Raw genomic sequence first — 24,101 nt, forward strand, 5'->3', positions numbered from 1 at the left:
GGTGTCCGCTGACGCACCACCGCATCCTGACAGTCCACCTGCCAAGAGCGAGGCTGCGAGCACCGCGATGAGAAGACGTCGCCCCCGCACAATCCGTCTCATCATCTTCACTGGCTCCTGGAGGTGTTGGCGCGGGCGATCTTCGGTGGAACGAAGATCGCTTCACGTTCGGCGGCGCGGCTCTTCCACGCAGATACGGTCTCCGCGGCGACCACGGCGCCTGGCTGAGCGAAGATGGTGGCGAACCGGTTGAGGTCGGCGACCCACCGCCAGAATGCGGGATCCGTGAACGGAAGTTCCTTGCGGGCAATGACGTACAGGCGGCCGCCGTCCACCTCGATGTCACACTTCGCTGCCACGATGCGCAAGGCGTGACGAACCTGGAATGTCAGCCGCGCACGCACAGCGTCATCGTCCACGGGGTCGCAGTACACGCGGAAGTGCATGTCGAAGTCGTCGTCGACGCTGACCAGATGCTGCGTGTTCCGGTGTACCGACACCGGGCCCCACACATCTCCGAGTTTCGTCACCATCGTCATCGACGGCCCCACAGTCGCTAGGTCCAGCGCAACGTAGCTCGAGCGGTGCTCGACTATCGACCGTCCCATGCTCCGCTCGTAGAAATACGTGCCCACTTCCAACCCTGAGCGCGCAGGTGAGCGCAGCAGGTCGCGGATCGCGAGAGGCCCGCCGTCACGGAACCGAACCACCGGATGCTGGGCTGCAGGCTCAGCGGCGACATACGTCATGTGGTTGTCGGCCGCGAACCGTGGGAGCCGGTATGTGATCTCTCCGAGGGTCCGCCGGCGGGACCTGAACGACCTGATCTGCGCGATCACGAACGGGGAGATGATGATGAGCGCGATGATCCAGGTGGCGAGGTTCATCCCGGAACCACCGAAGGCCATCTGCAGGATCATCACCGCGATCGCAGCCAAGACACCGAACCCGAGAACCTGAATGATGAGCCGGATCACCAGTCGGCGCACCGACAGCTCCTCAGTAGCACTCCCCGGGATCGCACCGTTCGACGGGACCATTTTCGCCACGAGACCGATCGGGCCTGTGAGCGCGGCAGTGTCGAACTCGAGCGAGCTCACGCTCCCCATGAGTTCCCCGCGCCGAGCAGTTCACTACGAAGATCGTTCATCGATTCAGTCTCCATTCACCCGTGTACGACCCGGCCCGCACGGTGTTCCACGACAAGTGGATCACTGGAACCAGCGATCGCGCGACCTCCAGCCCCGACCTGGCCGGCGGGGTGGCTGAGCAGTTCAGCGCACGGTGGGGGCGCACACGTCTTCAGGGCCCGAGACGAGAACGATCGGCGCCGGTCGGGGCGACCGCCACGACAGCTGCGCGATCGCGCTGCGCGCTGCCTTCGCGGGAGCGCGTCGCGGTGTCGGTGCCATGCATCCAGCCTAGCGATCGCCTCCGACTCCACCGCTCCGCTCGCGCCACACCTCGAGTCCGTCGGCGCCTTCCCACACGGCGATGATCCCCTCGGCATCCGTCCGCGCGATGCGCGCGCCGAGCGCGGTGAGCTCGTCGAGGATCTCATCGCGTGGATGCCCGTAGTCGTTGTCCGCGCCCACGGTGACGAGCGCCAGCCCCGGTGCCGCCTGGCGGTAGAGATCAGGGTCCTGGTCGGCGCTGCCGTGGTGCGCGACCTTGACGATCGCGTAGGGCGGGTCGAGTCCGCCGCCGGCGGCAAGGGCGCCCTGCGGCGATGCCGAGAGATCGCCGAGGAGCAGGATCGGCGGAATGCCGCCGCCGCGCACATCGAGCACGACGCTCGCATCGTTTCCCATCGGGAACGCTCGCCCCTCGGGCGGTGGCCACACGACCCGCCAGCGGGCGCCGCCGAGCGCACCGGCGAGTCCCGCGCGCGCATCCACGACTTCGGCCCCTGCGGACACGAGGCGATCGAGGATCGCCGCGCCGTCCGCGTCGGCGGGGCCGTGGAGCACGGCGTCGACGCGTCCCACGACCGCATCGACACCTCCGACGTGATCGAGATCGAAGTGGGTGAGCACGAGCAGATCGATACGGCCCACTCCGGTGCGATCGAGACAGGCCGCGAGGCGATCGGGCTCGGGTCCGGTGTCGATCAGGGCCACCGCCCCCGCGGATCTCAGAAGCACCGCATCGCCCTGCCCGATGTCGCATGCGAGAACGCTCCAGTCGGCCGGGAGCGTCCATCGGCCCGCGACGGTGACGAGCAGCCCGCCTCCGGCGGCGGCGCCGAACACGAGAGCGACCACCACCGCCGAGGCTCCGCGCACCAGCGCCCGTGACGGCGTGCCGCGACGCAGCGCGACGAGCAGGCCGATCGCGAGCCCCACCCCGCCGAGCGAGAATGCGCCGGGCCACCCCTCCAGCCACGGCACGAGATCACCCGGCAGCCCGCTCAGCGTCGTGGCCGTCCCCGCGATCCACGATGCGGGGAGCCACGCGACCGCGGCGAGACCGTCCTGGACCGGTGGGATCGGCGCCGCAAGGCAGGCTGCGAGCCCGGCCACGGTGGCCAGCGGGGCGGCGGGGGCCGCCAGCAGGTTCGCGAGCACGCCGTACACGGGCACCTGCGGTGCGATGAGCACGAGCAGCGGCCCGCAGGCGAGCTGCGCCGCGAGCGGGACCGAAAGGCCCAACGCGAGTGCGCGGGGAAGCCGTCGAGCGAGTCCGTGCGCGAGCGGCCGGGCGAAGAGAAGGAGCGAGCCGGTCGCCGCCACGGACAGCGCGAAGCCGAGCGATCCCGCCAGCCAGGGATCCGCGATCAGCAGAAAGGCGACGCACAGCGCCAGGATGGCGATGCCCGCCCCGGGTCTGCCCAGGAGCACGCCCAGCATCGCGACGGCCGCCATCGCGCCCGCGCGCACGACACTCGGCTCCGGCGTCACGAGCAGGACGAAACCCGCGAGCGCGACCACCCCTGTTCCGACTCGCACCGCCCTGGACGCTCCGACCGCTGCGGCTGCCGCGAACGCGAGCCCGACGACGAGGGCGCAGTTGGCACCGGACACGGCCGTGAGGTGCGAGAGCGATGCCTCCTTCATGTCGGCATCGAGCTCGAGAGAGACCGCCGACGTGTCGCCGACCGAGAGCCCCGGGACGAGTGCCGCTCCGTCGCCGGGCAGGCCCCTGACCGACCGGACGAGCTCCTGCCGCAGCGTCGCCGTCGCGTGCGCAGCGCCGCGGGGAGGCGTCGTCACGACGACCCCTCGCGACGCCTGCACGACGAGCACCGCCCGCTCCCCCGGCCTCGCCGCCGACGCCGTTCCGCGCGCCTCGATCACGGCGCCGAGGTCGAGGTCCGCCCGAGGCTCGACATCATCGGGATTCACCCGCACGACGGCGTCGACGCTGACGACGGTCGCGCCTGCACCGGTCGCGATCCGAGAGATCCGCGCGTCGAACGCGAGGCCGCCGTTCGCGCGACGCTCGACCTTGCCGACGACGGACGCCTCCACGACGACGGCGCGCCCGTTCATGATCTCGAGCTCGAGGACGGCGTCGCGGGCCGGCTGGGCGAGCGCGACGTGGGATGCCGCGGCGGCCCCCGCCGCCAGCGCGATGACGACGACCAGGACGGACACCCTCGCGCTCCGCGCACGGGTGGCGGCGGTGTACGTGGCGAACAGCGCCAGCGCGCCGAGGCATGCCCCCCATAGCGCCAGAGAGACGCCGGCAGCGGCATCAGGCCACATCGTGGCGCACCAGGCCGTGACCCACGCCGCAGCGGCGACCGGGATGAGCCGCAGGGTGATCCGCAGCGGCGCCCTCACACCGACACCAGATCTCGCAGCGACTCGAGCATCTTGTCGCCGATGCCCGGCACGGCCAGTAGATCCTCGACCGCGGTGAAGCGACCGTTCGCGTCGCGCCACTCGATGATGCGTTCGGCCAGCGCCGGCCCGATCCGCGGCAGCGTCTCGAGCGCGGCGACGTCTGCGGTGTTGAGATCCACGCGCGCCTCGGCGGCCCCGCCTGCCCCCGACTGGGCGACCGGCCCCTCACCGACGGCCGGAACATCGAGCTGCTCTCCGTCGGAGACCGGTCGCGCCAGATTCACCGCCGCATCGTCGGCGCCCTCCGCGAAGCCGCCCGCGGCTGCGATCGCATCGACGACCCGCGCGCCGCTGTCGAGCACGTAGAGACCCGGCTCGACGACGGATCCCGACACGTGCACGTAGAGCGCGGCCGGGGTTGCGGCATCCGTCCCCCCGCCCGCGTCGATGCTCACGCGCTCGACCGGTGCGGACGCACCGCGCAGGATGCCGATCGCCACCGTCACCGCCAGCGCGACGATCACCAGCACGACGGCCGCGCCGAGTCCGAGGCGCCGCCGCGGGGAAGCGCGGTCGGGCTCGCCATCCACGGTCATCCGCCCACGGTAGGCAGGCGGCAGCGCCGGCCGGCACCGTCAGCGAACCGCTGTGGACCGCACGACCTCGCGGACGACCGGGGAGGAATCGCGTCAGTGCGTGCTGAAGCTGACGACCTTCGGCGGGCGCACGACGGCACGCGTGATCTCGCGTCCGGCGAGCGAGCGCTGCACGCGATCGTCGGCGCGTGCGATCCGCTCGAGCTCGGCGGCGTCGATCCGCGCGGGCACCTGCAGGGTCGCGCGCACCTTGCCGTCGATCTGCACGACCGCCGTGACCGTCTCCTCGACGAGGAGCGTCGGGTCGGCGCTGCGCCACGGCACGAGCCCCACGAAGCCCGTGTACCCGAGGATCTCCCACATCTCCTCAGCCATATGCGGCGCGAAGAGGTCGAGCACCATCGCGGTCACCTCGGCGGCCTCGCGCACGGCGGGGTCCGCCGGCCCGGCACCGGTGTCGATGGCCTTGCGCGTGGCGTTCACGAGCTCCATCAGGCGAGCGACGACGACGTTGAACTTGGTCTGCTCGACCAGTCCGGGGGCATCCGCCAGCAGACGGTGCGTGACCCGGCGGAGCGCGGGGTCGCCCTCCGCCCAGATGACGTCGGTCTCGCTGTCCACGTCCTTCGCGACACGCCAGGCGCGGGCCAGGAACTTCTGGGCGCCGGTCGTCGAGACGTCCTCCCAGTTGATGTCGTCCTCGACCGGTCCGGCGAAGGCGATCGCCACACGAACCGCGTCGGCACCGGGGTCGATCATGCTGGCGGCGAACTCGACGAGGTTGCCCTTGCTCTTGGACATCTTCGAGCCGTCCAACAGCACCATGCCCTGATTGATCAGGCTCGTGAAAGGCTCCGTGAACTCGATCAGCCCCATGTCGAAGAGGACCTTCGTGATGAAGCGCGCGTACAGCAGGTGCAGGATCGCGTGCTCGACGCCGCCGATGTAGGAGTCGACCGGCGCCCACTTGTCGGCCTCGCGCGACGGGAACGCCTGGGTCGGATCGTTCGCCGACAGGAAGCGCAGGAAGTACCACGAGCTGTCGACGAAGGTGTCCATCGTGTCGGCGTCGCGCAGCGCGGGCTCGCCGGTCTCGGGATCGGTCGTCGCCATCCACTCGGCGGCGCCACCCAGCGGCGAGGTGCCCTTCGGGGCGAGGTCGAGGCCCTTCGCGTCAGGCAGGCGCAGCGGGAGCTGGTCCTCGGGCACGGGGACGATGCGCCCGTCAGCCGTGTGGATCATCGGAATCGGCGTTCCCCAGAAGCGCTGCCGCGAGATGAGCCAGTCGCGCAGGCGGTAGGACTTGGACGCGCGGCCCGTGCCGGCGGCCTCGAGCTGTTCGATCACGCGTGCGATCGCGTTGCGCTTGGACAGTCCGTCGAGGGGGCCGGAGTTGATCATGCGGCCGTCGCCCGTGAGCGCGATGCCCGTCTTCCCGGGATCGATGTCGGCGAGCGTCGGCTCGTCCACCTCGGGATCGATCGGCACGCCGTCATCGTCGAGCTCGATCACGGGGATCGCGCCGGTGATGGGCGCCGTGGTGTCGACGACGGTCTTCACCGGCAGGCCGAACGCCCGCGCGAAGTCGAGGTCGCGCTGATCGTGCGCCGGCACGGCCATGACCGCGCCGTGGCCATAGTCGGCGAGCACGTAGTCGGCGGCCCAGATCGGCAGGCGGTCCCCGTTGACGGGATTGACGGCGTAGCGCTCCAGGAACACGCCCGTCTTCGGGCGGTCGGTGCTCTGACGCTCGATGTCGGTCTCGCGCTGCACGCTCTCGAGGTAGTCCTGGAAGCGCATCCGCACCTCGGCGGACGAGCCGGAGGCCAGTTCGGCGGCGAGGTCGCTGTCGGGGGCGACGACCATGAACGTCGCGCCGTAGAGCGTGTCGGGACGCGTCGAGAAGACGGTCACCGTGTCGTCGCGCCCCTCGATCTCGAAGTCGATGTCGGCGCCGACCGAGCGGCCGATCCAGTTCCGCTGCATGCGGATGACCTTCTGCGGCCAGAACCCCTCGAGCTGGTTCAGGTCGTCGAGCAGGCGGTCGGCGTACTCGGTGATCTTGAAGTACCACTGGGTGAGCTTCTTCTTGACGACCTCGGCGCCGCAGCGCTCGCAGTGACCGTCGACGACCTGCTCGTTCGCGAGCACCGTCTGGTCGTTGGGGCACCAGTTGACCGGGCTCTCCTTGCGGTACGCGAGGTCGCGCTCGTACAGCCGCTGGAACAGCCACTGGTTCCAGTGGTAGTACTCGGGGTCGCTCGTGTGGAGGATGCGGGACCAGTCGTAGGAGGAGCCGTACTCGCGGAAGCTCTTCTTGTGCTGGTCGATGTTGGCGTAGGTCCACTCACGCGGGTCCGCACCGCGCTGGATGGCGGCGTTCTCGGCGGGGAGTCCGAAGGAGTCCCAGCCGATCGGGTTCAGGACGTTGTACCCGCGGTGGCGCCAGAACCGCGCAACCACGTCGACGTACGCATAGCTCTCGGCGTGACCCATGTGCAGGTCGCCCGACGGGTACGGGAACATCCCGAGCACGTACTTGCGAGGACGCGTGTCGTCATCGCCGCCGGCGCGGAACGGGTCGGCCTCCTGCCAGCGGTCCTGCCACTTCTGCTGAATCGCGTAGGCGTCGAAGCCCCCGCCTTCTGCGGGCACAGCGGAGTCGGGCGGGAGGGTCTGTGACACGGAGGAACCAATCGAACGGATGCCGGAGACGCGCGCGAGCGCGAAACTCCAGGTTACCGGAACCGGCGCTCACCAGCCGGGGGGCAGCGACGCTCCGATGGCGGCCAGCGGTCCGCGCGCCTTGATCCCCACTTCGGCGACCTCGGCGGCGGCATCCGATCTCCAGGTGATGCCTCCGCCGGCTCCGACGTAGGCGCCGTCCGGATGCACCACGATCGAGCGGATCACCATCGCGAGATCCAGCGCACCGTCCGTACCGACCCAGCCGAAGCAGCCCGCGAAAACGCCGCGCGGCGCGCCCTCGAGCTCGTTGAGGATGGTCATCGCCGACAGCTTCGGCGCACCCGTCATGCTTCCCGCGGGGAACGCGGCATCCAGCAGGTCCCCGACCGTGACGTCGGGCACCAGTCGTCCCGACACGGTGCTGACCAGCTGGTGCACGGCGGGGTACGACTCCACCTGCAGCAGTCCGTCGACGCCGACGGAACCGGGCTCGCTGACGCGCGAGAGGTCGTTGCGCATGAGATCGACGATCATGACGTTCTCGGCGCGCTCCTTCTCGTTCGTCCGCAGCTCCTCCGCGAGGGCGGCATCCGACCGCGGATCCGCGCCCCGCGGTCGCGTCCCCTTGATCGGGCGCGTCCGCACCACGCCCGCGGCGACCTCGAGGAATCGCTCCGGGCTGGCACTCGCCAGCGCCACGTCGCCTGACCGCACGAGTCCGCCGTGGTGCGCCGGAGTGAGCGCGCGCAGGCGCCGGTACGCCGCGACCGGATCGACGGTCCCGGTGAGCGAGAAGCGCGTCGTGAGACACAGCTGGTAGGCGTCGCCGGCCCTGATCGCGTCGCGGCAGCGTTCGATGAGGGCGGCGTACTCCGCCGGAGCGTTGCGCGAGGCGGCCCTCCGCGGTGCGGCGACCTCGACCGCGATCGGGTCGGGCGGGACGATCCCGTCGACGGCGGCCGCGAGATCCTCGGCATCACCCGCGGCACCGACCGCCCACGCCCGCCGCGAGCCGTGGTCGAACGCGACGAAGGTCGTCGCCCGCAGCCAGGCCTGGGGCGGCATCCGCTCGTCGAAGCGTGCGGGAGCGCCCGCGCGCTCGGCCGCGTCGTCGTACCCGAGCCACCCCACCCAGCCGCCTCGGAAGGGCCCCGCCGGCCACTCCTCGCCGGAGCTCTGCTGGCAGGCGACGTGCCGCACCGACTCGGGGTCCGTCTCGGGTGCGCCGGCGCCGACCCAGCTCCAGCCGTCGGAGGCATCGGGCCCGGCGTCGAGCCAGAAGGCGTGATCTTCTCCGCCGTAGAGAGAGACGAAGACGGATGCCGGATCCGCCCACGCCGTCAGCTCGACGGCGATGAGGGGCTCCGACATGTTCCCAGGCTAGACGGGCGGGCGGGTTCTAGGCTCATGGCGTGAACGACTTCCTGACGTGGCTGCTCGACGCGGTGCAGAGCGTCGACCCGGTCGTCAGGACGCTCATCGCCGGCGTCGCGATCATGCTCGAGACGAGCGTGCTGGTGGGGCTCGTGGTTCCGGGCGACACGGTCGTGATCGTGGCGGCGACCGCGGTCGCGTCGCCGCTCGAAGGGGTTCTGCTCGCCGTCGCGGTCGTGATCGGCGCGCTCATCGGCGAGAGCATCGGCTTCTGGCTGGGCAGGTACCTCGGCCCGAAGATCCGCCATTCGGCGCTCGGGCGGCGCATCGGCGAGGCGAACTGGCAGCGATCGGAGCGCTATCTGCGCCGCCGCGGCGGTCCGGCGATCTTCATCTCGCGCTTCCTCCCGGTCCTGCACTCGCTCGTGCCGCTCACCGTCGGCATGAGCGGCTACCCCTACCGCCGCTTCCTCGCCTGGACGGTGCCGGCCTGCGTGATCTGGGCCACCCTCTACGTCTCGGTGGGTGCCGCAGCCGCGGGCACGTACCGCCAGCTCGCCGATCAGCTGCACTACGCGGGCTACATCTTCGTGGGCATCATCGTGGTCTTCCTCGTGCTCGTGTTCGTGACCAAGAAGGTCATCGAGCGCGCCGAGCGCAAGCATCTCGACCACGAGCAAGACGCTGTCGCCCCTCAGGGGGATGGCATCGCAGAGGACGTGGAAGACTAGTCGTGATGCCCGAGACCGCCACTCCGCCGCCCCGCACCAAGGTGCTGTGGTTCGCCCGACTCGAGTACCGCTTCCACTCCTGGCGCGAGCGCCGCGCCCGCCGCCGCGGCCAGACGCCCACCGTCACGCCGTTCCCCGGGTATGCCGGACCGGACTGGGTGAGGGTGCTCGGGCGCGTCATGATCGTGCCTCCGGGCAAGCGCACCGAGAGCGGCGAGTACGCGAGCGTGCGAGGCTGGCGCAGCTTCGTGGCCGTTCCGATCGGCTACGCCCAGGTGACGGTGACGATCGCCGGCGTCGACCACGAGGTGGTCGCCGACCGTGGCGGGGTGATCGACGTACGGCTTCCCGCCGCGCTCGAGCCGGGATGGCAGACGTTCACCGTCTCGGTCGAGGACGGCGAGCCCATCGAGACGCGCGCCTTCGTGGTGGCGCCCGATGTGACCTTCGGGGTGGTCTCCGATGTCGATGACACGGTGATGGTGACGTCGCTCCCCCGCCCGCTGCTCGCGGCATGGAACTCCTTCGTCGTGGACGAGCACGCCCGCCAGCCCGTCCCGGGCATGGCCGTGCTCATGGAGCGGGTCGTCCGGGAGAACCCCGGAGCACCGGTGGTGTACCTCTCCACCGGGGCCTGGAACATCGCACCCACGCTCATGCGGTTCCTCCGCCGTCACCTCTTCCCGCCCGGGGCGCTGCTCCTCACCGACTGGGGTCCCACCCACGATCGGTGGTTCCGCAGCGGCCAGGCGCACAAGCTGTCGAACCTCCGCCGGCTGGCGGACGAGTTCCCACACGTGCGGTGGCTGCTCATCGGCGACGACGGCCAGCATGACGACGAGCTGTACACGACCTTCACCGCCGAGCATCCGGCGAACGTCGTCGGCGTCGCGATCCGCCGGCTGTCTCCCACCGAGGCCGTGCTCGCGGGCGGACGCACAGCGGTGAACGACCACAGCGCGGCCCGCGTGCCGTGGGTGTCCGAGTCCGACGGCGCCGGCCTCCTGGAGCGCCTCGAGGACGTCGGAGTCGTCCCGCGCTGACGTCGGACGCCGCGCGTAGGCTTTCCCGCATGTGCGGACGCTTCGTGGTGGCCAGTGCCGGATCCGATCTCGTCGGCGTGCTCCGCGTCGACGTCGAGGGCGACGATCTGCCCGCGCCGTCGTACAACGTGGCGCCCACCGCTCAGGCGGCCATCGTGCTCGACTCCGTGAAGGAGGAGCTGCCGGTACGGCGGCTCGAGAGCGCGCGCTGGGGCCTGGTGCCGGGCTGGGCGAAGGACGTCAAGATCGGCGCACGGGCGTTCAACGCCCGGTCCGAGGAGCTCGAAGACAAGCCGATGTTCCGCAGCGCCCTCGAGAAGCGGCGCGCCGTGGTGCCGACGTCCGGCTATTACGAGTGGAAGACCGTCGACGGAGCGAAGATCCCCCACTACATCCACCCCGCCGACGGATCGCCGCTGTTCATGGCGGGGCTCTACGAGTGGTGGCGCGACAAGGCGAAGGCCGACGACGATCCCTCGCGCTGGGTGCTGAGCTTCACGATCCTGACGCGAGACGCGATCGGCCACCTGGGCTCCATCCACGACCGCATGCCGCTGTTCCTCGACCCCGATCACGCTGACGCGTGGCTCGACCCCACGACCGACAATGTGCGCGACGTGCTCGACGCGGCGATCGACGCGGCGCCGGCGCTCGCCGACACGCTCGACGACCATGTCGTCTCACGCGCGGTCGGCAACGTGCGCAACAACTCCCCCGAGCTCATCGATCCCGCCGACGACTGAGCCACCGCCGGCGGGCCGCCCCTGCCCCGCGCGTATCCTCGAACGGTGACGATCGCGCCCCCGTCCAGCCCCGTGCTCGCCGCCCCCGTGTGGGGCGAGCTCGAGCGCGCTCACGGCGCACGGGCCGACGCCCTCACCGCGGCCCACCGCGCCCGCGCATCCCGCGGCGAGAAGCATCCCGTCGAGGACTTCCTCTTCACGTACTACTCGTACAAGCCCGCCGTGCTGCGGCGCTGGCACCCCGGCGAAGGCGTCGAGCTGGCGGATGCCGCGACCACTCCGCGCGCGCAGTGGCGCGGGTACGCGCCCGGCGATGCACCGGGATCGCTCGTCGTGGACGGCGCGCGGTGGCGTGCGGAGTACGGCGCGCTCATCACGAACATCGGCCGCATCCTTCGCGCGACGCGGGGACGTGCCGCCGGATACGGATGCTTCGGACTGCACGAGTGGGCGATGGTGTACCGCGATCCCGATCACCGCCACGAGGTGCAGCTGCGGCTCGGACTGTCCGGTACCGATGCGGTGGTCGAGGCGCACGACCTGCGCTGCACCCACTTCGACGCCTTCCGGTTCTTCACGCCCGACGCGGCGCCGCGCAATCGTGAGACCCCGACCCGGGAGAGCCAAGCCGCACTCGAGCAGCCCGGATGCCTGCACGCGGGCATGGATCTGTACAAGTGGGCGATCAAGCTCGGCCCGATCGTGCCGGGCGACCTGCTCCTGACAGCGTTCGAGCTCGCGCGCGACATCCGCACGCTCGACATGCGCGCATCGCCGTACGACCTCCTGTCGTGGGGCTACGAGCCCGTCGCGATCGAGACGCCCGAAGGAAAGGCCGAGTACGTACGCGCTCAGCGGGCGTTCACGGACCGCGGTCAGGCGATCCGCGCGCGGCTCATCGAGATCATCGAGCGAGGCTGATCAGCCCGCGGACTCGCAGTCGGCGCACGGCATGAGTCCTCGCCCATCGGCTGCCAGGCTCGTCCGCATCTCGTGGACGCGCGCCGCGGCCTCGTCGAGCCGTTCGGCCGGCAGCGACCCGGACTCCACGGCGGAGACGATCCCGTCGACGATCCGTGTCGCACTCCGGGAATCCGAGAACATCACCCCCAGGACGACGTCGTTGCCCGCGGCGAGGGCGGCGACCGCGTTCGCCACGGGATCGCCGTAGCGAGGGTCGCCGGATGCCTCGAGCATGCCGAGGTCGTCGGTGACGGCGATTCCCTCGAACCCGAGCTCCTCCCGCGCGATGCGGTGCCACTCGGCGGAGAGACTCGCGGGCGCGGCATCCACCGCGGTGTAGGCGAGGTGCCCGAACATCAGCAGCGGCGCGTCGGCGTCGATGCCTGCGGCGAACGGCACGCCGTCGGAGGCGGCCCACTGGTCCTTCGACATGTCCGTCGACGGGATGCCCCGGTGCGAATCGCCGGGCGCGGCTCCGTGCCCTGGGAAGTGCTTGAGCGTCGACATCGCCGCGCTGCCCTCACCCGCGACCGCGGCGGCGACGCGCTCAGCGGCGGAGTCCGGCGTCGTACCCAGAGCGCGGCGGTAGATGAACGATCCCGGGTCGTTCGTCTCGTCGGCCACGATGCCGAAGTTCACCCCGATGCCGGCTCGCTGGACGAGGGCGGCACGAGCGGCGAAGGCGTCCTGCGCCGCCGCGGGCGGCGCGTCCTTGAGCTCGAGTGAGGAGGGGAATCCGTCCCAGGGAAGCCTCGAGACGTCGCCGCCCTCCTGGTCGATCGCGAGGAGCGGCGGCAGAGCCGGGTCGATCGTGAGCGCCGCCGTGACGTCGCGCAGGGCGCTCTCGCTCGCCGGGATGTTGGCTCCCATCAGGATGAACCCGCCGATGCCGGTCGAGGCCATGTAGTCCCTCAGCGCGGCGGTGTCGGTCGTGGGGATATGCCCCATGACGACGGATGCCGCACGTTCGCGGAGCGACATCGCCGCGACCGCGCGCACCGACTCGTCGCTCACGGCATCGGCGGCGGCTGCCTCCACGCGGACCGACCCCGCGTCCTCGGCCGCCGGCGGATCGGTCTCGTCCGCCCACGCCGACGGCATCACGCCGATCGCCACGAGCCCGAGCGCGACCGCCGCGGCGGCGATTCCCCGTCGAGCGACATCCACCACGTCAGCCTAGGTCGCGTGCTGCGATCGCGCACCGCTCGCCGTCGGGGCGCTCAATGCCGGGCGACGATGGCGGCGGCATCCGTCCCGGCCGGCAGGACTCCGTATTGCGCGGCGCGATCATCGCCGAGGCGCGCGGCGATGAACGCCTCGGCGTCGCGGGAGGGCGCGTGGCGCAGCATGAGCGAGGCCTGGAACGCCAGCGCGAGCGACTCCGTGAGCCTGCGGGCCTGTCCCTGAGCGGTCTCCGGGTCGGCTCCCTGGAGATCGCGCAGCAGTGCCAGGGTGCGGGCGCTGTGGGCGTCGAGTATCGCGGAAGCGCCATCGGTCGTGTCCAGCTCGGCGGCGAAGGCCTCGGCCGAGTCCGGATCACGTGTGAGCGCCCGCAGGACATCGAGCGCGATCACCGTGCCCGAGCCCTCCCAGATCGCCATCACCGGCTGCTCGCGGTAGCGCCGTGCGAGCGGGAACGCCTCGGTGTACCCGTTGCCGCCGAGGCACTCGAGCGCCTCGTACGCATGGTGCGGCCCCCGCTTGCAGACCCAGTACTTCGCGACGGGGGTCGCCAGGCGCCGCAAGGCGATGTCATGGTCGGATGCCGCCGCCTCGAAGAGCTGGGCGAGGCGCAGGCCCGTCAGCATCGCGGCCTCGGATTCCAGCGCGAGGTCCGCGAGGACGGCGGTCATCGCGGGCTGGTCGGCCAGCGGCGCGCCGAACGCCACGCGCCCGCGCGCATGCCACACGGCCTCGGCGACGGACTGACGCATCCCGGCCGCGGTGCCCAGGACGCAGTCGAGGCGTGTGCGCTGCACCATCTCGATGATGGTGCGCACGCCCCGGCCCGGCTCACCCAGCACGAACCCGACCGTGCCGTCGAACTCGACCTCGCCCGACGCGTTCGAGCGATTGCCCAGCTTGTCCTTCAGCCGCTGCAGCCGGAACACGTTGCGCGTGCCGCCGGGCAGGATGCGCGGCACGAACAGGCACGACAGTCCTTCGTCCGTGCCTCCCCGGCGGGTCTGCGCGAGCACGAGGAACCCGTCCGACATCGGAGCGGAGCAGAACCACTTGTGGCCGGTGAGCTGATACGCGTGCCCGCCCATCGATACGCCGACCGTCGTCCCCGCGCGCACATCCGATCCGCCCTGCTTCTCGGTCATCGCCATGCCGACGAGGGCGCTCGGCTTCTGATCCGCGGGGAGCAGACGCGGGTCGTACTCACGGGACAGCAGGCGCGGCATCCACTCCTCCGCGACCCACGGCGAATCGGCGATCGACGCGACGGCGGCGTGCGTCATGGACACCGGGCAGGCGTGTCCGGGTTCCACCTGTGCGAAGAGCATGAAGGTGGCCGCACGGGCGACGGCGGCGCCCGGGCGAGGGTCGGCGCACGCCGCGGTGTGCGCGCCGCGCGCGAGGGCGGCGGAGATCACACGGTGGTACGACGGGTCGTACTCGACCTCGTCGAGCCGGAAACCCCACCGGTCGTGCGTGTACAGGACAGGAGTGTGGACGTTGGCCAGCTCGGCGTCCCGCTGGAAGTCGAGTGAGCCGACGAGCGCGCCCGCCTCGCGCAACTCGGAGTCGGCCCAGCCTGCTCCGAACGCGTCCACGGCACCCACCAGCGGGGCGTTGGCCGAATACTCGTCGACGTCCACGCGCCACGGCGGCTGGTTGTCGACGAAGTGCGTGAACGCGCCGATCACGCGCTGGCCCCGCGCGAAGGTCGTCATGCCCGCTCCGGCTCGGATGTGAAGGCCAGTGCGAACTGCTCGTCGAAGGTGAGCGGCGCCCGCGTGATGATGTCGTGCACGAACTCCAGCTTGTGGCGCACCGGCCCCACGATCGTGAAGGGGTACAGGTCGCCGAAGCCCATCGCCCGGTTGATGCGGTTGAATGCCTGCGACATCCACTCCCAATCGGTCAGCAGGCGCTGAATCGGCTCGTCGCGGTACGACTCGATGGGGATGACGTCGGTGTCGCGCAGGTTCGTGACGGCGGAGTCGAGGTGGATGCCGAGCGCGGCCGCCGTCTGGAGGGTGCCGGTGATGTGCAGGTAGTGGGCGAAGGTCTCGGCGAAGTCCTCCCACGGGTGCATCGTGGCGTACTCCGAGATGAAGCTCTCGTGCCAGTCGACGGGTGCCCCGAGCTTGTAGTGGCGGGTCAGCGCGTCGCGATAGCTGGCGCGCTCGTCGCCGAACAGCGCGCGGCACTTCGCCCACAAGGCGTCGTCGGTCAGCAGCACGTTCTGGAAGTAGTGCCCGACCTCGTGGCGCAGGTGCCCGAGGATCGTGCGGTACGGCTCCCCGAGCCGCACGCGCAGCGCCTCGCGCCGGTCGTCCAGGCTCTCGGCGAGATCGATCGTGACGATGCCGTTCGCGTGCCCGATCATGACGGGCTTGCCGTCGGTGAGACTGGAGATGAGGTCGAAGCCCAGTCCGCCGTCCTTGACGTCCCACGGGACGATCGGCAGTCCGAGGTCGCCGAGCTGGAGCAGGAGCCGCCGCTTGGCCTCCTCGGTCTTGGCGAGCTTCTCGAGCGCGACGGTGTCATCCGCCGCCGGCCGCCGGCGCGTGAGGCGGCACGAGAAGCAGCGGCCGGCCGGGGCATCCTCTCGCACCAGCCAGTTGCAGGCCCATTCCCGATTCGAGCAGGAGTACCAGGTCTTCTCCTCGATCTGCACGCGCCCGTGGCGGATGCCGTAGAACTGCCGGGTCACGATGTGATAGCCCAGCTCCGCCTCGCAGTTCGGGCAGGTCAGGGTGTCCAGGTACACGAAGTGGCGACAGTGCGGGCAGCGGGGCTGGGAGCTCACGCTCTCACCGTACTGCCGAGGCGCGCGCACGGGGAGCGCGACGCGTCAGGGCGCGGGGGCCAGCCGCAGGCGGAGGAGCAGATCGTCCTCGGGCCGCGGCGATCCCCTGCCGTCGGTGTTGTTGGTCAGCACCCACAGCGTCCCGTCGGGAGCAGCGACCGCATCGCGGAGGCGGCCCTGATCCCCGGCCAGGACGGCGATGGGCTCTCCCGCATCCGCTCCGTCCGCGGTGTCGACGACCCACAGCCGCTCCCCGCGCAAGCTGGCGAGGAACACCGTGTCGCCCACGGCCGCGATGCCGCTGGGACTGGCGTCGTCGGTGGCCCAGGTCACGACGGGATCGATCATCCCCTCGCGCCCCGCGTTCCCCTCGACGACCGGCCACCCGTAATTGCCGCCGGCCTCGATGCGGTTGAGCTCGTCCCACGTGTCCTGGCCGAACTCGCTCGCCCACATGGTGCCGTCCTGCGTCCAGGCCAGACCCTGGACATTGCGATGACCCATCGAGTAGACGGCGCTGTCCCACGGATTGCCGGGAGCCGGATCGCCCTCGGGATCCAGCCGCAGGATCTTGCCGCCGAGCGCGCCCGGGTCCTGTGGCGCGTCGCGGTTCTGCGCGTCGCCCGTCGCCACGTAGAGCATGCCGTCCGGGCCGAAGGCGATGCGACCGCCGTTGTGGGTGTTCGCCCGCGGGATCCCCGCGAACACGAGTTCGCTCTCGCCGAGCGACAGCGCACCGGACTCGCCGAGGAGCGGCATCCGCACGACCCGGTTGTCGTCGCTCGCGCCGTAGTACGCGTACAGCCAGGTGACCTCGTCGCGCTCGAGGAGCGCCAGTCCGTGCAGGCCGGACTCTCCTCCTGACACGACGCCCGGCACCGTCCCCGCCGTGCGCACCTCGCCCGCGGGCGTCAGTTCGACGACGGTCCCGTCATCCCGCTGAGAGATGAGCGCTCCCCCGTCGCGCACCGGGACGACCGACCACGGGGCGGCGAGCCCCGTCGCGAGCGCCTGCGGCGCACCGTCCACGCGCCACGCGCCGGTCGCTGCCGCACTCGGCGAGGGCGTGACCGACGTGGGCGACACGATCGGCGGCGCGGCTTCTCGGGCGGGCGTCGGGGCGCAGCCGGATGCCGCGAGTGCGGCCAGGACGAGGCATCCGACCGCGGCGATGCGCGCGCTGCGCGTCACGCTCCCGCAGCCGCCGCCTCGAGAGCGGCGATGTCGATCCGATGCATCGTGAGCATTGCCTGGACGGCGCGGTGCGCGGTTTCAGGGTCGGGGTGGCGGATGAGCTCGATGAGACGGTCCGGGATGATCTGCCACGAGAGCCCCCAGCGGTCCTTCAGCCAGCCGCACGGCTGCTCCTGTCCGCCGTCTGCGGTCAGGGCGTCCCAGTACCGATCCACCTCGGCCTGATCTGCACACGACACATACAGCGAGATCGCCTCCGTGAAGGGGAACTGGGGCCCGGCATCCATCGCGTAGTAGTCGCGGCCCGCGAGCCGGAAGTGCGCGTGCATGACTTTGCCGCCCATGCCGGGCACCTCATCGGGATACTTCCCCATCGAGACGATCGCAGATTCGGGGATCAGCTCCGTGTAGAAGGCGATCGCGTTCTCGGCGTCGTCGTCGAACCATAGGAACGGGGTGGCTTCAGGCATGTCATCCTCCGGGGGTTCTCCCAAGCGTCCCCCGGCGACGCGGTGCGGTCAACGGCGAGTGTCGCGCGGTTGACAAGCGCCGAACCCCCCATAACTGGGGATTGTCCCGGTCCGAACGTCATATTCACCCGCTCGCGCGGATCTAGTTTGTGGTGCCTCGACATTCCGGGTGCCCGGGAAGGAGAGTCAGCCGATGTCATCAGCCCACCGGACCACGTCCGAGCAGGCGACCAGCGGCGGGCGCCCGCGCCCGTTTCGCACAGCAGCCAGGGCCCTGGCGACGGCGCTCCCGGTGCAGCAACACCGAGCGACCTTCTCGGCCCGCCGAACCCGATGAGCTGGGGGTCACCGTGAAGTACCGGGTGGGAATCATCGACGACAGCCCCGCTGCGGTGCTCGGCCTCACCGCGATCATCAATGCCGAGCCGGATATGCATGTCGTGGCCAGCGGCAGCACCCCGCGGGCGCTGCTTCACGAGGACAGCGACTTCGGGGTGGTCATCCTCAATCTCGCTCCCGGCGACCCGCACGCGGCTGCCCATGCCATGCGGATTCTCGCTCCCGCCACCACGAGCGTCGTGGCCTACGTCGGTGCCGATCAGAGCCGGCTCGTGCGCGACGCGGCAAAAGCGGGTGCTGCCGCGGTGATCTACAAGACCGACCATCCCCGCCGAATCACCCAGACTCTGCGGGTGGTCCTCGGTTCCGCCATCCCGAGCACCCGACGGGCGACCGCATCGACATCCCTTGAAGACGCAGGTCTGAGCGCGCGCGAACGCGAGGTCCTCAGCCTCTACGCCGCCGGAGAGACGGCGGAGCGCGTGGCATCCGAGCTCTTCCTCTCGAGAGAGACCGTCATCGACCACATCCGGCGCATCCGTGCGAAGTACGCAGCGGCAGGCAGGCCGGCTCGAAACAGGATCGACCTCTTCCGGCGCGCCGTCGAGGACGGCTTCGTGCCGCCGAACTGAAGCAGCCCCGTCTGTCCGTGGGCCGCGACTGCGCCGATGTCAGCCGTTGATCGCCTCGAAGCCGAAGGTCGCGACGCGCCCTTCCCGCCCCGTCGCCGGATCGACGTAGCGAATTGCAAGCACATGCGTTCCCGGAGACAGGTCGAGGACGGCGCGTGGCAATGGCTCTTCCGCGAGCACGTGGAGGTTGCCCGTCCACACTCCGTCGACCGCGACCGCGACCGTCTGGCCGATCAACCCGCTCAGAAGCACGGTGAGGTCGTCAACCTCGCCGTCGAGATCGAGGTCGCTGAGCACGGCTTCCATGACGCCGCCGCTCATGGTCACCGACGGCGCAGGAACGGTCAGCGGGCCGACGGCCGCGCTCGGCTCGGACGGCCTCAGTCCACGCGCCGTCTGCACCGCACGGATGGTCATGGCGTCGCGGAGGAGATCCCCAGGAACAATCGCGGCGAATCGCCCGCTCCGATCCGCGCACGTGACGGCGAGAACGGCGCCCGTCTCATCCAGCAACGTCACACTCGCTTCCGGCACGCCGATTCCGGTGAACGGTGCAGGGACGGCGGCGGCGAGATCGCCGGGCTCGTCGAGGGAGGCGGTCGCCGTCCGCTCGATGACCGGGGGGTTGGGCGCAGGAGGAGTCCTCACCGGAGCCGGCGACGGGACGGGCGCCGGGACGGGCGCCGGGTCGAGCGTCGACTCCGTGCTCGGCGGTGCGGGTGGTGCGATCGGCTGAGGAACAGGCGGGCGACCGACGGCTTCGGTCGTGTCGGGCGTCGCGGCAGGCGGGTCGTCGCGCTCGTGTTCGGCTGGCGCCGTCTGCGCGGGCCGTGGCTCCGCGGCGGGGATGTGCCACGCGGTCCCCGCCATCACGACCGTGCCGACCGCCAACGCCGCCGCCAGCCCCATGCCCGCGATGACCGCTACCCCGGTGGGAATGGCGGCGGCGCCGGCTCTCGCCAAGCCCGCACCGCCGCCATGGGCACCCCCCGCGCCCGATTCCGCCGCATCGGACATCCGTCCGCCGCCCTCCGACGTTCCGGCGATCGTCGATGCCATCGCGGGCGTGGCATCAGCGGTGTAGGCGAGGGCGCCAGCCCCGCCCAGGACAAGCGGCAGGAGCACGAGCCGGAGCTTCTGTGAGACGTGATCGATGTCGGCTGCGACGATGCGGCACGCCGCACACTTGCGAAGGTGCTCATCGAGTCGACGTCGGTCGGCGCGCTTGATCGCCTTGCGCTCACTCGCCACGAGCAGCTCGCCCACCCACCGGCACTCCGCCGGCCGAGACTGGTCGCTGATGTGCGCTCGCAGCCACGCGAGCTTGAATCCTTCGCGCGCTCGATAAGCCTGCGCGGAGACGGCGTTCGGGCTGATGCCGAGGAGCGGCGCGACCTCTCGCGGCTTCATGCCCTCGACCTCGAGGTACCACAGCAAGGTGCGCCACTGAGCGGGCAGCTCGCGGAACGCCTGCGCGAGCACCGAGCGATCGGCGACGAGTTCGGCGAACTCCGTGGAAACGTCGGCAGCGCGCTCGTCGAGATCGTCGAGTGGGGTCTCCGTCGTCCGACGACCCCACGTCGCGGCGATGTTGCGAATAGTGGCGAACAGATAAGGTCGGAACCCTTCCTGCGGTCCGCCGCCCTTGCGAATCGCCGACAGGATCGCCGCAAACGCCTCCGACACGAGGTCGTCGGCGTCCACGTTCGGGCTCACCGCGCGTGCAGCGTTCCTCGCGCTCGTCACGTGACGTCGCCACAGCATCGCGTAGGCATCGTCATCCCCGGCTCGCGCAGCGAGGACGAGTTCCTCGTCGGATCGCTCCTGCTGCGGACCGTCCACGACGATGCTGGAAGCGGTGATCAAAGGTTCTCCTCGCCGGGTGGCGCAATCAAGTCTTCGTCGCAGACGTCGAGCGTTCGACGCCGGCGACCGAGGTGGCAGGGAAATCCCCCGTTTGTGGGGGTCCTTTTGCCGAGATCAATTCGGGTTCATAAGTGCAAGACGAGAACCACGGAGAAACATGACGCGCAGTGAGGAGAATTGTCCGAGCGATCCTGGGAGACTCGCGGCGTTCCGTCGGCGAGCAGATCCGGCACTCGGGCGAACGCGGGTGCTCCAGCCGTCGTCGCGCGACTAGCCGGGGCTGTCGCGCGACCCTATTATGGCCACCGTGTTGAGAGATTCCTCGCCGCAGTTCCGCGAGGCTGCAAGCAATGCGGAGCGCCGGCGACTCGCCCTCCTCCTGCGCGCGGCCATCGTTCGCGGGGACTTCCCCGATGGCAGGCTCCCCCGCGAACCCGAGCTGATGCGCGACTACGGGGTCAGCCGGACGGTCGTGCGAGACGTGCTGCTTCAGCTGAAGGAGACCGGGGTGGTGACGCGCACCCACGGAGTGGGTACGCAGGCCGACATCGGCTCCGTGTTCGGGCTCTACGAGTTCCACGGCGTGGATGTCATCCCTGAGCAGTCCACCTACCCGCGCGTCATCGACCGAAAGGTCATCGGAACACCGCCGGTGGCTGCCGAGCGCATGCCCGACTGCGGGCCTCGCGTCCTGCGAGTCGAGTACATCGCCGCCCCGGCGAATTACGCGAGCGCTGTCTCCACCAACTACTTCGTGCTGCCCAAGGCGGAAGCGCTCGAAACCGCACCGTTCGGCCACAACATCTACCAGTTCCTTCACAACGGCGGGTTGCGCCTGTCGTCCTCAGAGTTCCTCATCGGCGCGATGCTCGCGGACGAGTCGGTCGGTCAGCGGTTGAGCGTGATCGCCGGCAGCCCCTTGCTCAGTCTCGAACAAGTGATGTACGACGAAGACGGAGTGCCCTTGTGCTTCTCCACCGTCGCCCTCCGGGCGGATCGCGTGGCCTTCTTCTCGCGTGTGGGACGCTCCGACGGGGGCGACGCGCTGCGGCCGGTCAACGAGAGCCCCGTCCAGGATCTCGGTTTCAGCTGAGTCGGCGAGCGCGGCGGTGATCGGCTCCGCCGACTTCTTCGGGCGCGCGATGAGGTACGCCAGCGCGAGTCCGCCCGCGAGGATTCCCGTTGCACCCCAAGGAACCGCGGGGGCCGCTGGCGGAGCCTGCAGCGCGATCTCGTCCGCCGCGGGGTCGCCGTCGTCCACGCGCTCACCGCGAACGAGCAGCCGATGCGTGTTGACGCCGGTCGGGGTGCACGTGAGCAGGGTGACGTAGTCATGACCCGGCGCCTGACGGAGCAGGTCACCGTCGTCGGGCGGCACCACCTCGATCTGATCCACGCGGTAGAGCAGCGTCTCGCCGGCGACGTCGACCATGAACGCATCGCCGATCCGAAGTCGGTCGAGGTCGGTGAACAGGGTGGATTCGGGGATGCCCGAGTGACCGGTCAGCACGGCGTGAGTGCCGTCACCGCCGACAGGGAGGCCGGACCCGTACAGGTGCCCGATCCCGCGAGCCAGCGTGCGCTCCTCGGTGCCGTGGTAGACGGGGAGGTCCACGCCGATGGCCGGGATCCGAATGCGCGCCATGGGCGAATCGGGCGTCAGGGACAATCGGCTCAGGTACGTCTCGCGCCCTTCCTCGACGGCGACCGTCCCACCCTCTTCGTTGAGGATGTACGGGTCACGGAGCGGGCCGTCCGGCAGATTCCGGTTGTACTCGCGCGCGCCGTCGAGCAGGGCCTCCCTTTCGGCTGAAGTAGCGTCCGCCACCTGCCGCGCATAGCCGGACACGGTCGACGCGTGGGCCACGTCGCTGAACCAGCCCGCGAGCGACGGGTAGGCGAGAAGCCCTGCACCGGCCAGGACGATCGACCCGACAACGACGTTGGCGGCAACCCAGCGGCTCCCGGTGCGTGGATGGAGCGCGCGCCTCGACGGAGTCGTCGACGCAAGCGGCAGGGTCTGCTCGGTCGTGAGCATGATCGTCCTTCGCGAAGAGAAGTCGGAGAAGGAGGGGGCGGCCTGGGGAGGAGCCGCCCCCTCGGGACGACGGCGGCCTGGGAACCGCCGTCTGGGTGGGTCAAGCGTTGCTACGACGCCTTGCGACGAGGAACACGACTCCACCGGCAAGGAGACCGAAGCCGACCAGGTACAGCAGACCCGTTCCGGCACCACCGGTGAACGGGAGCTCGAACCCGCCGTTGTGCGGCACGTTCGTCACGGTCAGGTCGATCGTGTGCTGGCAGCCACCGGGGTTTCCGACTCCGGGCACGCAGTCCGTCGTCCCCGCGGTCACGACGAACTCGATGGGCTCTGCGAGCAGCTCGTACCCATCCGGTGCCTGCACCTCGACGAGGTAGTACTGCAGGTAGCCGGCGTCGCCGTGGGCGACGGTGGCGCCGTTGGCGAAGTCGCTGTACCGCAGACCCTCGATGGTGAGGGTGCCGTCGGCATCGGTGACCTCGAACTCCGTCACACCGCCGATCGAGACCGGGTTGGTCTGCGCCGCCGCATCCGCCGCCGTGGTGAACACCTGGAACACGGCGCCCGTCAGCGGGGTGCTGTCCGCGCCCACCTTCTCGACCGTCACGTTCCCCCAGCGGGTCTCCACCTCGGGAGTGATCGTAGGCCCACCCGGCTCCCCCGGGTCGATGTCGAAGCTCGCAGCGTTCGGGTACACGAGCGCCTGGTTCGAGATCTCGCCGATCGTGTTGACCGTCGTGATGATGTCGACGACGACGCGGGTGGAGTTGTTCGCCGCCAGGATCGCTCGTCCGGCCGCCGTGAAGTCGACCGTCACCGTGCGGGAGGCAGGATCGTGGGTGATCGTGTAGTCGGTGCCCTCGGCGACAGCGGTCCCGTCAGCCAGCGTCACCGCTGCGGCGACATAGTCCAGCTTCTGGTCGAGCACGTCGACGATCCGATAGCCGTCGATGGGATCGGCGTTCGGAATGTCAGCCGTGATCGTGAAGGTCACCTCGTCCCCGAGCCTGACCGCATCCGCGTCCTCGACGGTCTTTGTCGCGGTCGTGAGGGCGTTCTTCGGGTAGACGTGCACGTCATACAACCACGTGTCGCGATTCTCCGGGTCGGTCAGCGGGACGGTGATGAGGAACGGCGCCGACGGCGTCACGCCGGCCGGGAAGCTCGTCTCCTCCACCAGGTAGAGGCCGACGGGCAGGTTCGAGAACACTGCCTCGCCGGCGGCATCGGTGAGCAGCGACTCTCCGGCGCCGAGCGCGTAACCGGCCCCGGTGATCGATCCATCGGGATCGGCGGCGTCGAAGACATCCGCCAGGTCCGAGGCGTCCACCCACCCGGTGTTCGTCGACAGGTCGACTCCGGTGACCTGTCGCACCCGGAACTCGACGCCTGCGAGCGGATCGAGTCCGGTCGTGTCGACCTGCGTGCCGTTGTTCGGCAGACCGGTCGGCGTTTCCGGCGCCTCCAGCTTGTGGACGGTGATCGATCCGACCTCATCAGGGTCGACCAATGGCGCAGCGGATGCCGGTGCCGCGGCGCCGAACGCCAGGAGCACTGCTGCGGCGCTCGCCATCACCCCGGCGCGCCAGTTGCGCCGCCCAGGATTCTCTGTCTTCATTTCTTCCCCCTTGTGTAGGTTCTCGGGTGTTCG

Annotated in this window: 18 protein-coding genes and 2 pseudogenes; 6 read left to right on the forward strand and 14 right to left on the reverse strand. The window is 70.3% G+C overall.

Features of this window, described 5'->3' with window-relative positions:
* Positions 1 to 107: 107 nt before the first annotated feature.
* The 6 genes and pseudogenes from OL358_RS14880 to pabB all read right to left on the reverse strand — a co-directional run bounded on the left by OL358_RS14880 (position 108) and on the right by pabB (position 8,443).
* Positions 108 to 1,100 carry a hypothetical protein gene (locus OL358_RS14880; protein ID WP_264710839.1) on the reverse strand — a complete coding sequence of 331 codons (993 nt, stop codon included), beginning with the start codon at positions 1,098 to 1,100 and terminating at the stop codon, positions 108 to 110.
* Positions 1,101 to 1,289: 189 nt separating this feature from the next.
* Positions 1,290 to 1,412 (reverse strand): annotated as a pseudogene (locus OL358_RS14885) (DNA polymerase III subunit delta); the annotation flags it as partial.
* Positions 1,413 to 1,421: 9 nt separating this feature from the next.
* On the reverse strand, positions 1,422 to 3,785 hold the full coding sequence (locus OL358_RS14890; protein WP_264710841.1) for a ComEC/Rec2 family competence protein: 2,364 nt from the start codon (positions 3,783 to 3,785) through the stop codon (positions 1,422 to 1,424).
* On the reverse strand, positions 3,782 to 4,384 hold the full coding sequence (locus OL358_RS14895) for a ComEA family DNA-binding protein (protein ID WP_264710842.1): 603 nt from the start codon (positions 4,382 to 4,384) through the stop codon (positions 3,782 to 3,784). Before OL358_RS14895 ends, OL358_RS14890 begins: the two co-directional genes overlap by 4 nt.
* Before the next feature lie 93 nt (positions 4,385 to 4,477).
* The gene (leuS, locus tag OL358_RS14900; protein WP_264710843.1) at positions 4,478 to 7,069 is read right to left on the reverse strand and encodes a leucine--tRNA ligase; all 2,592 of its coding nucleotides are present in this window, start codon (positions 7,067 to 7,069) and stop codon (positions 4,478 to 4,480) included.
* 69 nt (positions 7,070 to 7,138) lie between these two features.
* Positions 7,139 to 8,443 carry an aminodeoxychorismate synthase component I gene (pabB, locus tag OL358_RS14905; RefSeq protein ID WP_264710844.1) on the reverse strand — a complete coding sequence of 435 codons (1,305 nt, stop codon included), beginning with the start codon at positions 8,441 to 8,443 and terminating at the stop codon, positions 7,139 to 7,141.
* Between the two features lie 41 nt (positions 8,444 to 8,484).
* On the opposite strand from pabB, the gene OL358_RS14910 reads away from it, so the two are divergent.
* Genes OL358_RS14910 through OL358_RS14925 form a run of 4 tightly spaced genes read left to right on the forward strand, consistent with a single transcriptional unit; the run spans position 8,485 to position 11,884 of the window.
* Positions 8,485 to 9,177: a DedA family protein gene (locus OL358_RS14910; RefSeq protein WP_264710845.1), complete on the forward strand. Its 693-nt coding sequence runs from the start codon at positions 8,485 to 8,487 to the stop codon at positions 9,175 to 9,177.
* 5 nt (positions 9,178 to 9,182) lie between these two features.
* Complete coding sequence (locus OL358_RS14915; RefSeq protein WP_264710846.1) at positions 9,183 to 10,220, forward strand: App1 family protein; 1,038 nt, start codon at positions 9,183 to 9,185, stop codon at positions 10,218 to 10,220.
* 29 nt (positions 10,221 to 10,249) lie between these two features.
* On the forward strand, positions 10,250 to 10,963 hold the full coding sequence (locus OL358_RS14920) for an SOS response-associated peptidase (protein WP_264710847.1): 714 nt from the start codon (positions 10,250 to 10,252) through the stop codon (positions 10,961 to 10,963).
* A 45-nt stretch (positions 10,964 to 11,008) separates the two neighbouring features.
* Positions 11,009 to 11,884, forward strand: a complete 876-nt coding sequence (locus OL358_RS14925) for a 3-methyladenine DNA glycosylase (RefSeq protein ID WP_413631642.1) — start codon at positions 11,009 to 11,011, stop codon at positions 11,882 to 11,884.
* Here OL358_RS14925 and OL358_RS14930 read toward each other — a convergent pair whose 3' ends face one another.
* From OL358_RS14930 to OL358_RS14950, 5 genes are read right to left on the reverse strand one after another with little or no spacing between them, the layout of a single operon-like run.
* On the reverse strand, positions 11,885 to 13,093 hold the full coding sequence (locus OL358_RS14930; protein ID WP_264710848.1) for a glycoside hydrolase family 3 N-terminal domain-containing protein: 1,209 nt from the start codon (positions 13,091 to 13,093) through the stop codon (positions 11,885 to 11,887).
* A gap of 53 nt (positions 13,094 to 13,146) precedes the next feature.
* On the reverse strand, positions 13,147 to 14,826 hold the full coding sequence (locus OL358_RS14935) for an acyl-CoA dehydrogenase family protein (RefSeq protein WP_264710849.1): 1,680 nt from the start codon (positions 14,824 to 14,826) through the stop codon (positions 13,147 to 13,149).
* A complete protein-coding gene (locus OL358_RS14940; protein ID WP_264710850.1) occupies positions 14,823 to 15,908 on the reverse strand; it encodes a putative zinc-binding metallopeptidase in 1,086 nt (361 codons plus the stop codon). Before OL358_RS14940 ends, OL358_RS14935 begins: the two co-directional genes overlap by 4 nt.
* Positions 15,909 to 15,953: 45 nt before the next feature.
* A complete protein-coding gene (locus OL358_RS14945) occupies positions 15,954 to 17,099 on the reverse strand; it encodes a PQQ-dependent sugar dehydrogenase (protein WP_264710851.1) in 1,146 nt (381 codons plus the stop codon).
* Complete coding sequence (locus OL358_RS14950) at positions 17,096 to 17,572, reverse strand: VOC family protein (protein WP_264710852.1); 477 nt, start codon at positions 17,570 to 17,572, stop codon at positions 17,096 to 17,098. The genes OL358_RS14945 and OL358_RS14950 overlap by 4 nt, the downstream gene beginning before the upstream one ends.
* Before the next feature lie 350 nt (positions 17,573 to 17,922).
* Here OL358_RS14950 and OL358_RS14955 point away from each other — a divergent pair, with 350 nt between their 5' ends.
* The gene (locus tag OL358_RS14955) at positions 17,923 to 18,543 is read left to right on the forward strand and encodes a response regulator transcription factor (protein WP_264710853.1); all 621 of its coding nucleotides are present in this window, start codon (positions 17,923 to 17,925) and stop codon (positions 18,541 to 18,543) included.
* Between the two features lie 39 nt (positions 18,544 to 18,582).
* On the opposite strand, the gene OL358_RS14960 is transcribed toward OL358_RS14955, so the two are convergent.
* Positions 18,583 to 20,409 (reverse strand): sigma-70 family RNA polymerase sigma factor, encoded by a 1,827-nt coding sequence (locus OL358_RS14960; protein ID WP_264710854.1) that lies wholly within the window; start codon positions 20,407 to 20,409, stop codon positions 18,583 to 18,585.
* A 307-nt stretch (positions 20,410 to 20,716) separates the two neighbouring features.
* Here OL358_RS14960 and OL358_RS14965 point away from each other — a divergent pair, with 307 nt between their 5' ends.
* Positions 20,717 to 21,502, forward strand: coding sequence for a GntR family transcriptional regulator (locus OL358_RS14965; protein ID WP_264710855.1), 786 nt, complete (start codon positions 20,717 to 20,719; stop codon positions 21,500 to 21,502).
* A gap of 225 nt (positions 21,503 to 21,727) precedes the next feature.
* On the opposite strand, the pseudogene OL358_RS15865 reads toward OL358_RS14965, so the two are convergent.
* Positions 21,728 to 22,447, reverse strand: a pseudogene (locus OL358_RS15865) (class C sortase); the annotation flags it as partial.
* 100 nt (positions 22,448 to 22,547) lie between these two features.
* The gene (locus tag OL358_RS14975; protein WP_264710857.1) at positions 22,548 to 24,068 is read right to left on the reverse strand and encodes a SpaH/EbpB family LPXTG-anchored major pilin; all 1,521 of its coding nucleotides are present in this window, start codon (positions 24,066 to 24,068) and stop codon (positions 22,548 to 22,550) included.
* Positions 24,069 to 24,101 lie beyond the last annotated feature (33 nt).

Origin of the sequence: Microbacterium sp. SSM24 (genome assembly GCF_025989145.1) — a bacterium.
GTDB lineage: Bacteria > Actinomycetota > Actinomycetes > Actinomycetales > Microbacteriaceae > Microbacterium.

Excerpts from the sequence above, each read along its gene's own strand:
- OL358_RS14915 (WP_264710846.1), top strand. The coding sequence starts at position 9,183 with ATGCCCGAGACCGCCACTCCGCCGCCCCGCACCAAGGTGCTGTGGTTC.
- OL358_RS14950 (WP_264710852.1), bottom strand. The coding sequence starts at position 17,572 with ATGCCTGAAGCCACCCCGTTCCTATGGTTCGACGACGACGCCGAGAAC.
- pabB (WP_264710844.1), bottom strand. The coding sequence starts at position 8,443 with ATGTCGGAGCCCCTCATCGCCGTCGAGCTGACGGCGTGGGCGGATCCG.
- OL358_RS14975 (WP_264710857.1), bottom strand. The coding sequence starts at position 24,068 with ATGAAGACAGAGAATCCTGGGCGGCGCAACTGGCGCGCCGGGGTGATG.
- OL358_RS14935 (WP_264710849.1), bottom strand. The coding sequence starts at position 14,826 with ATGACGACCTTCGCGCGGGGCCAGCGCGTGATCGGCGCGTTCACGCAC.
- OL358_RS14920 (WP_264710847.1), top strand. The coding sequence starts at position 10,250 with ATGTGCGGACGCTTCGTGGTGGCCAGTGCCGGATCCGATCTCGTCGGC.
- OL358_RS14895 (WP_264710842.1), bottom strand. The coding sequence starts at position 4,384 with ATGACCGTGGATGGCGAGCCCGACCGCGCTTCCCCGCGGCGGCGCCTC.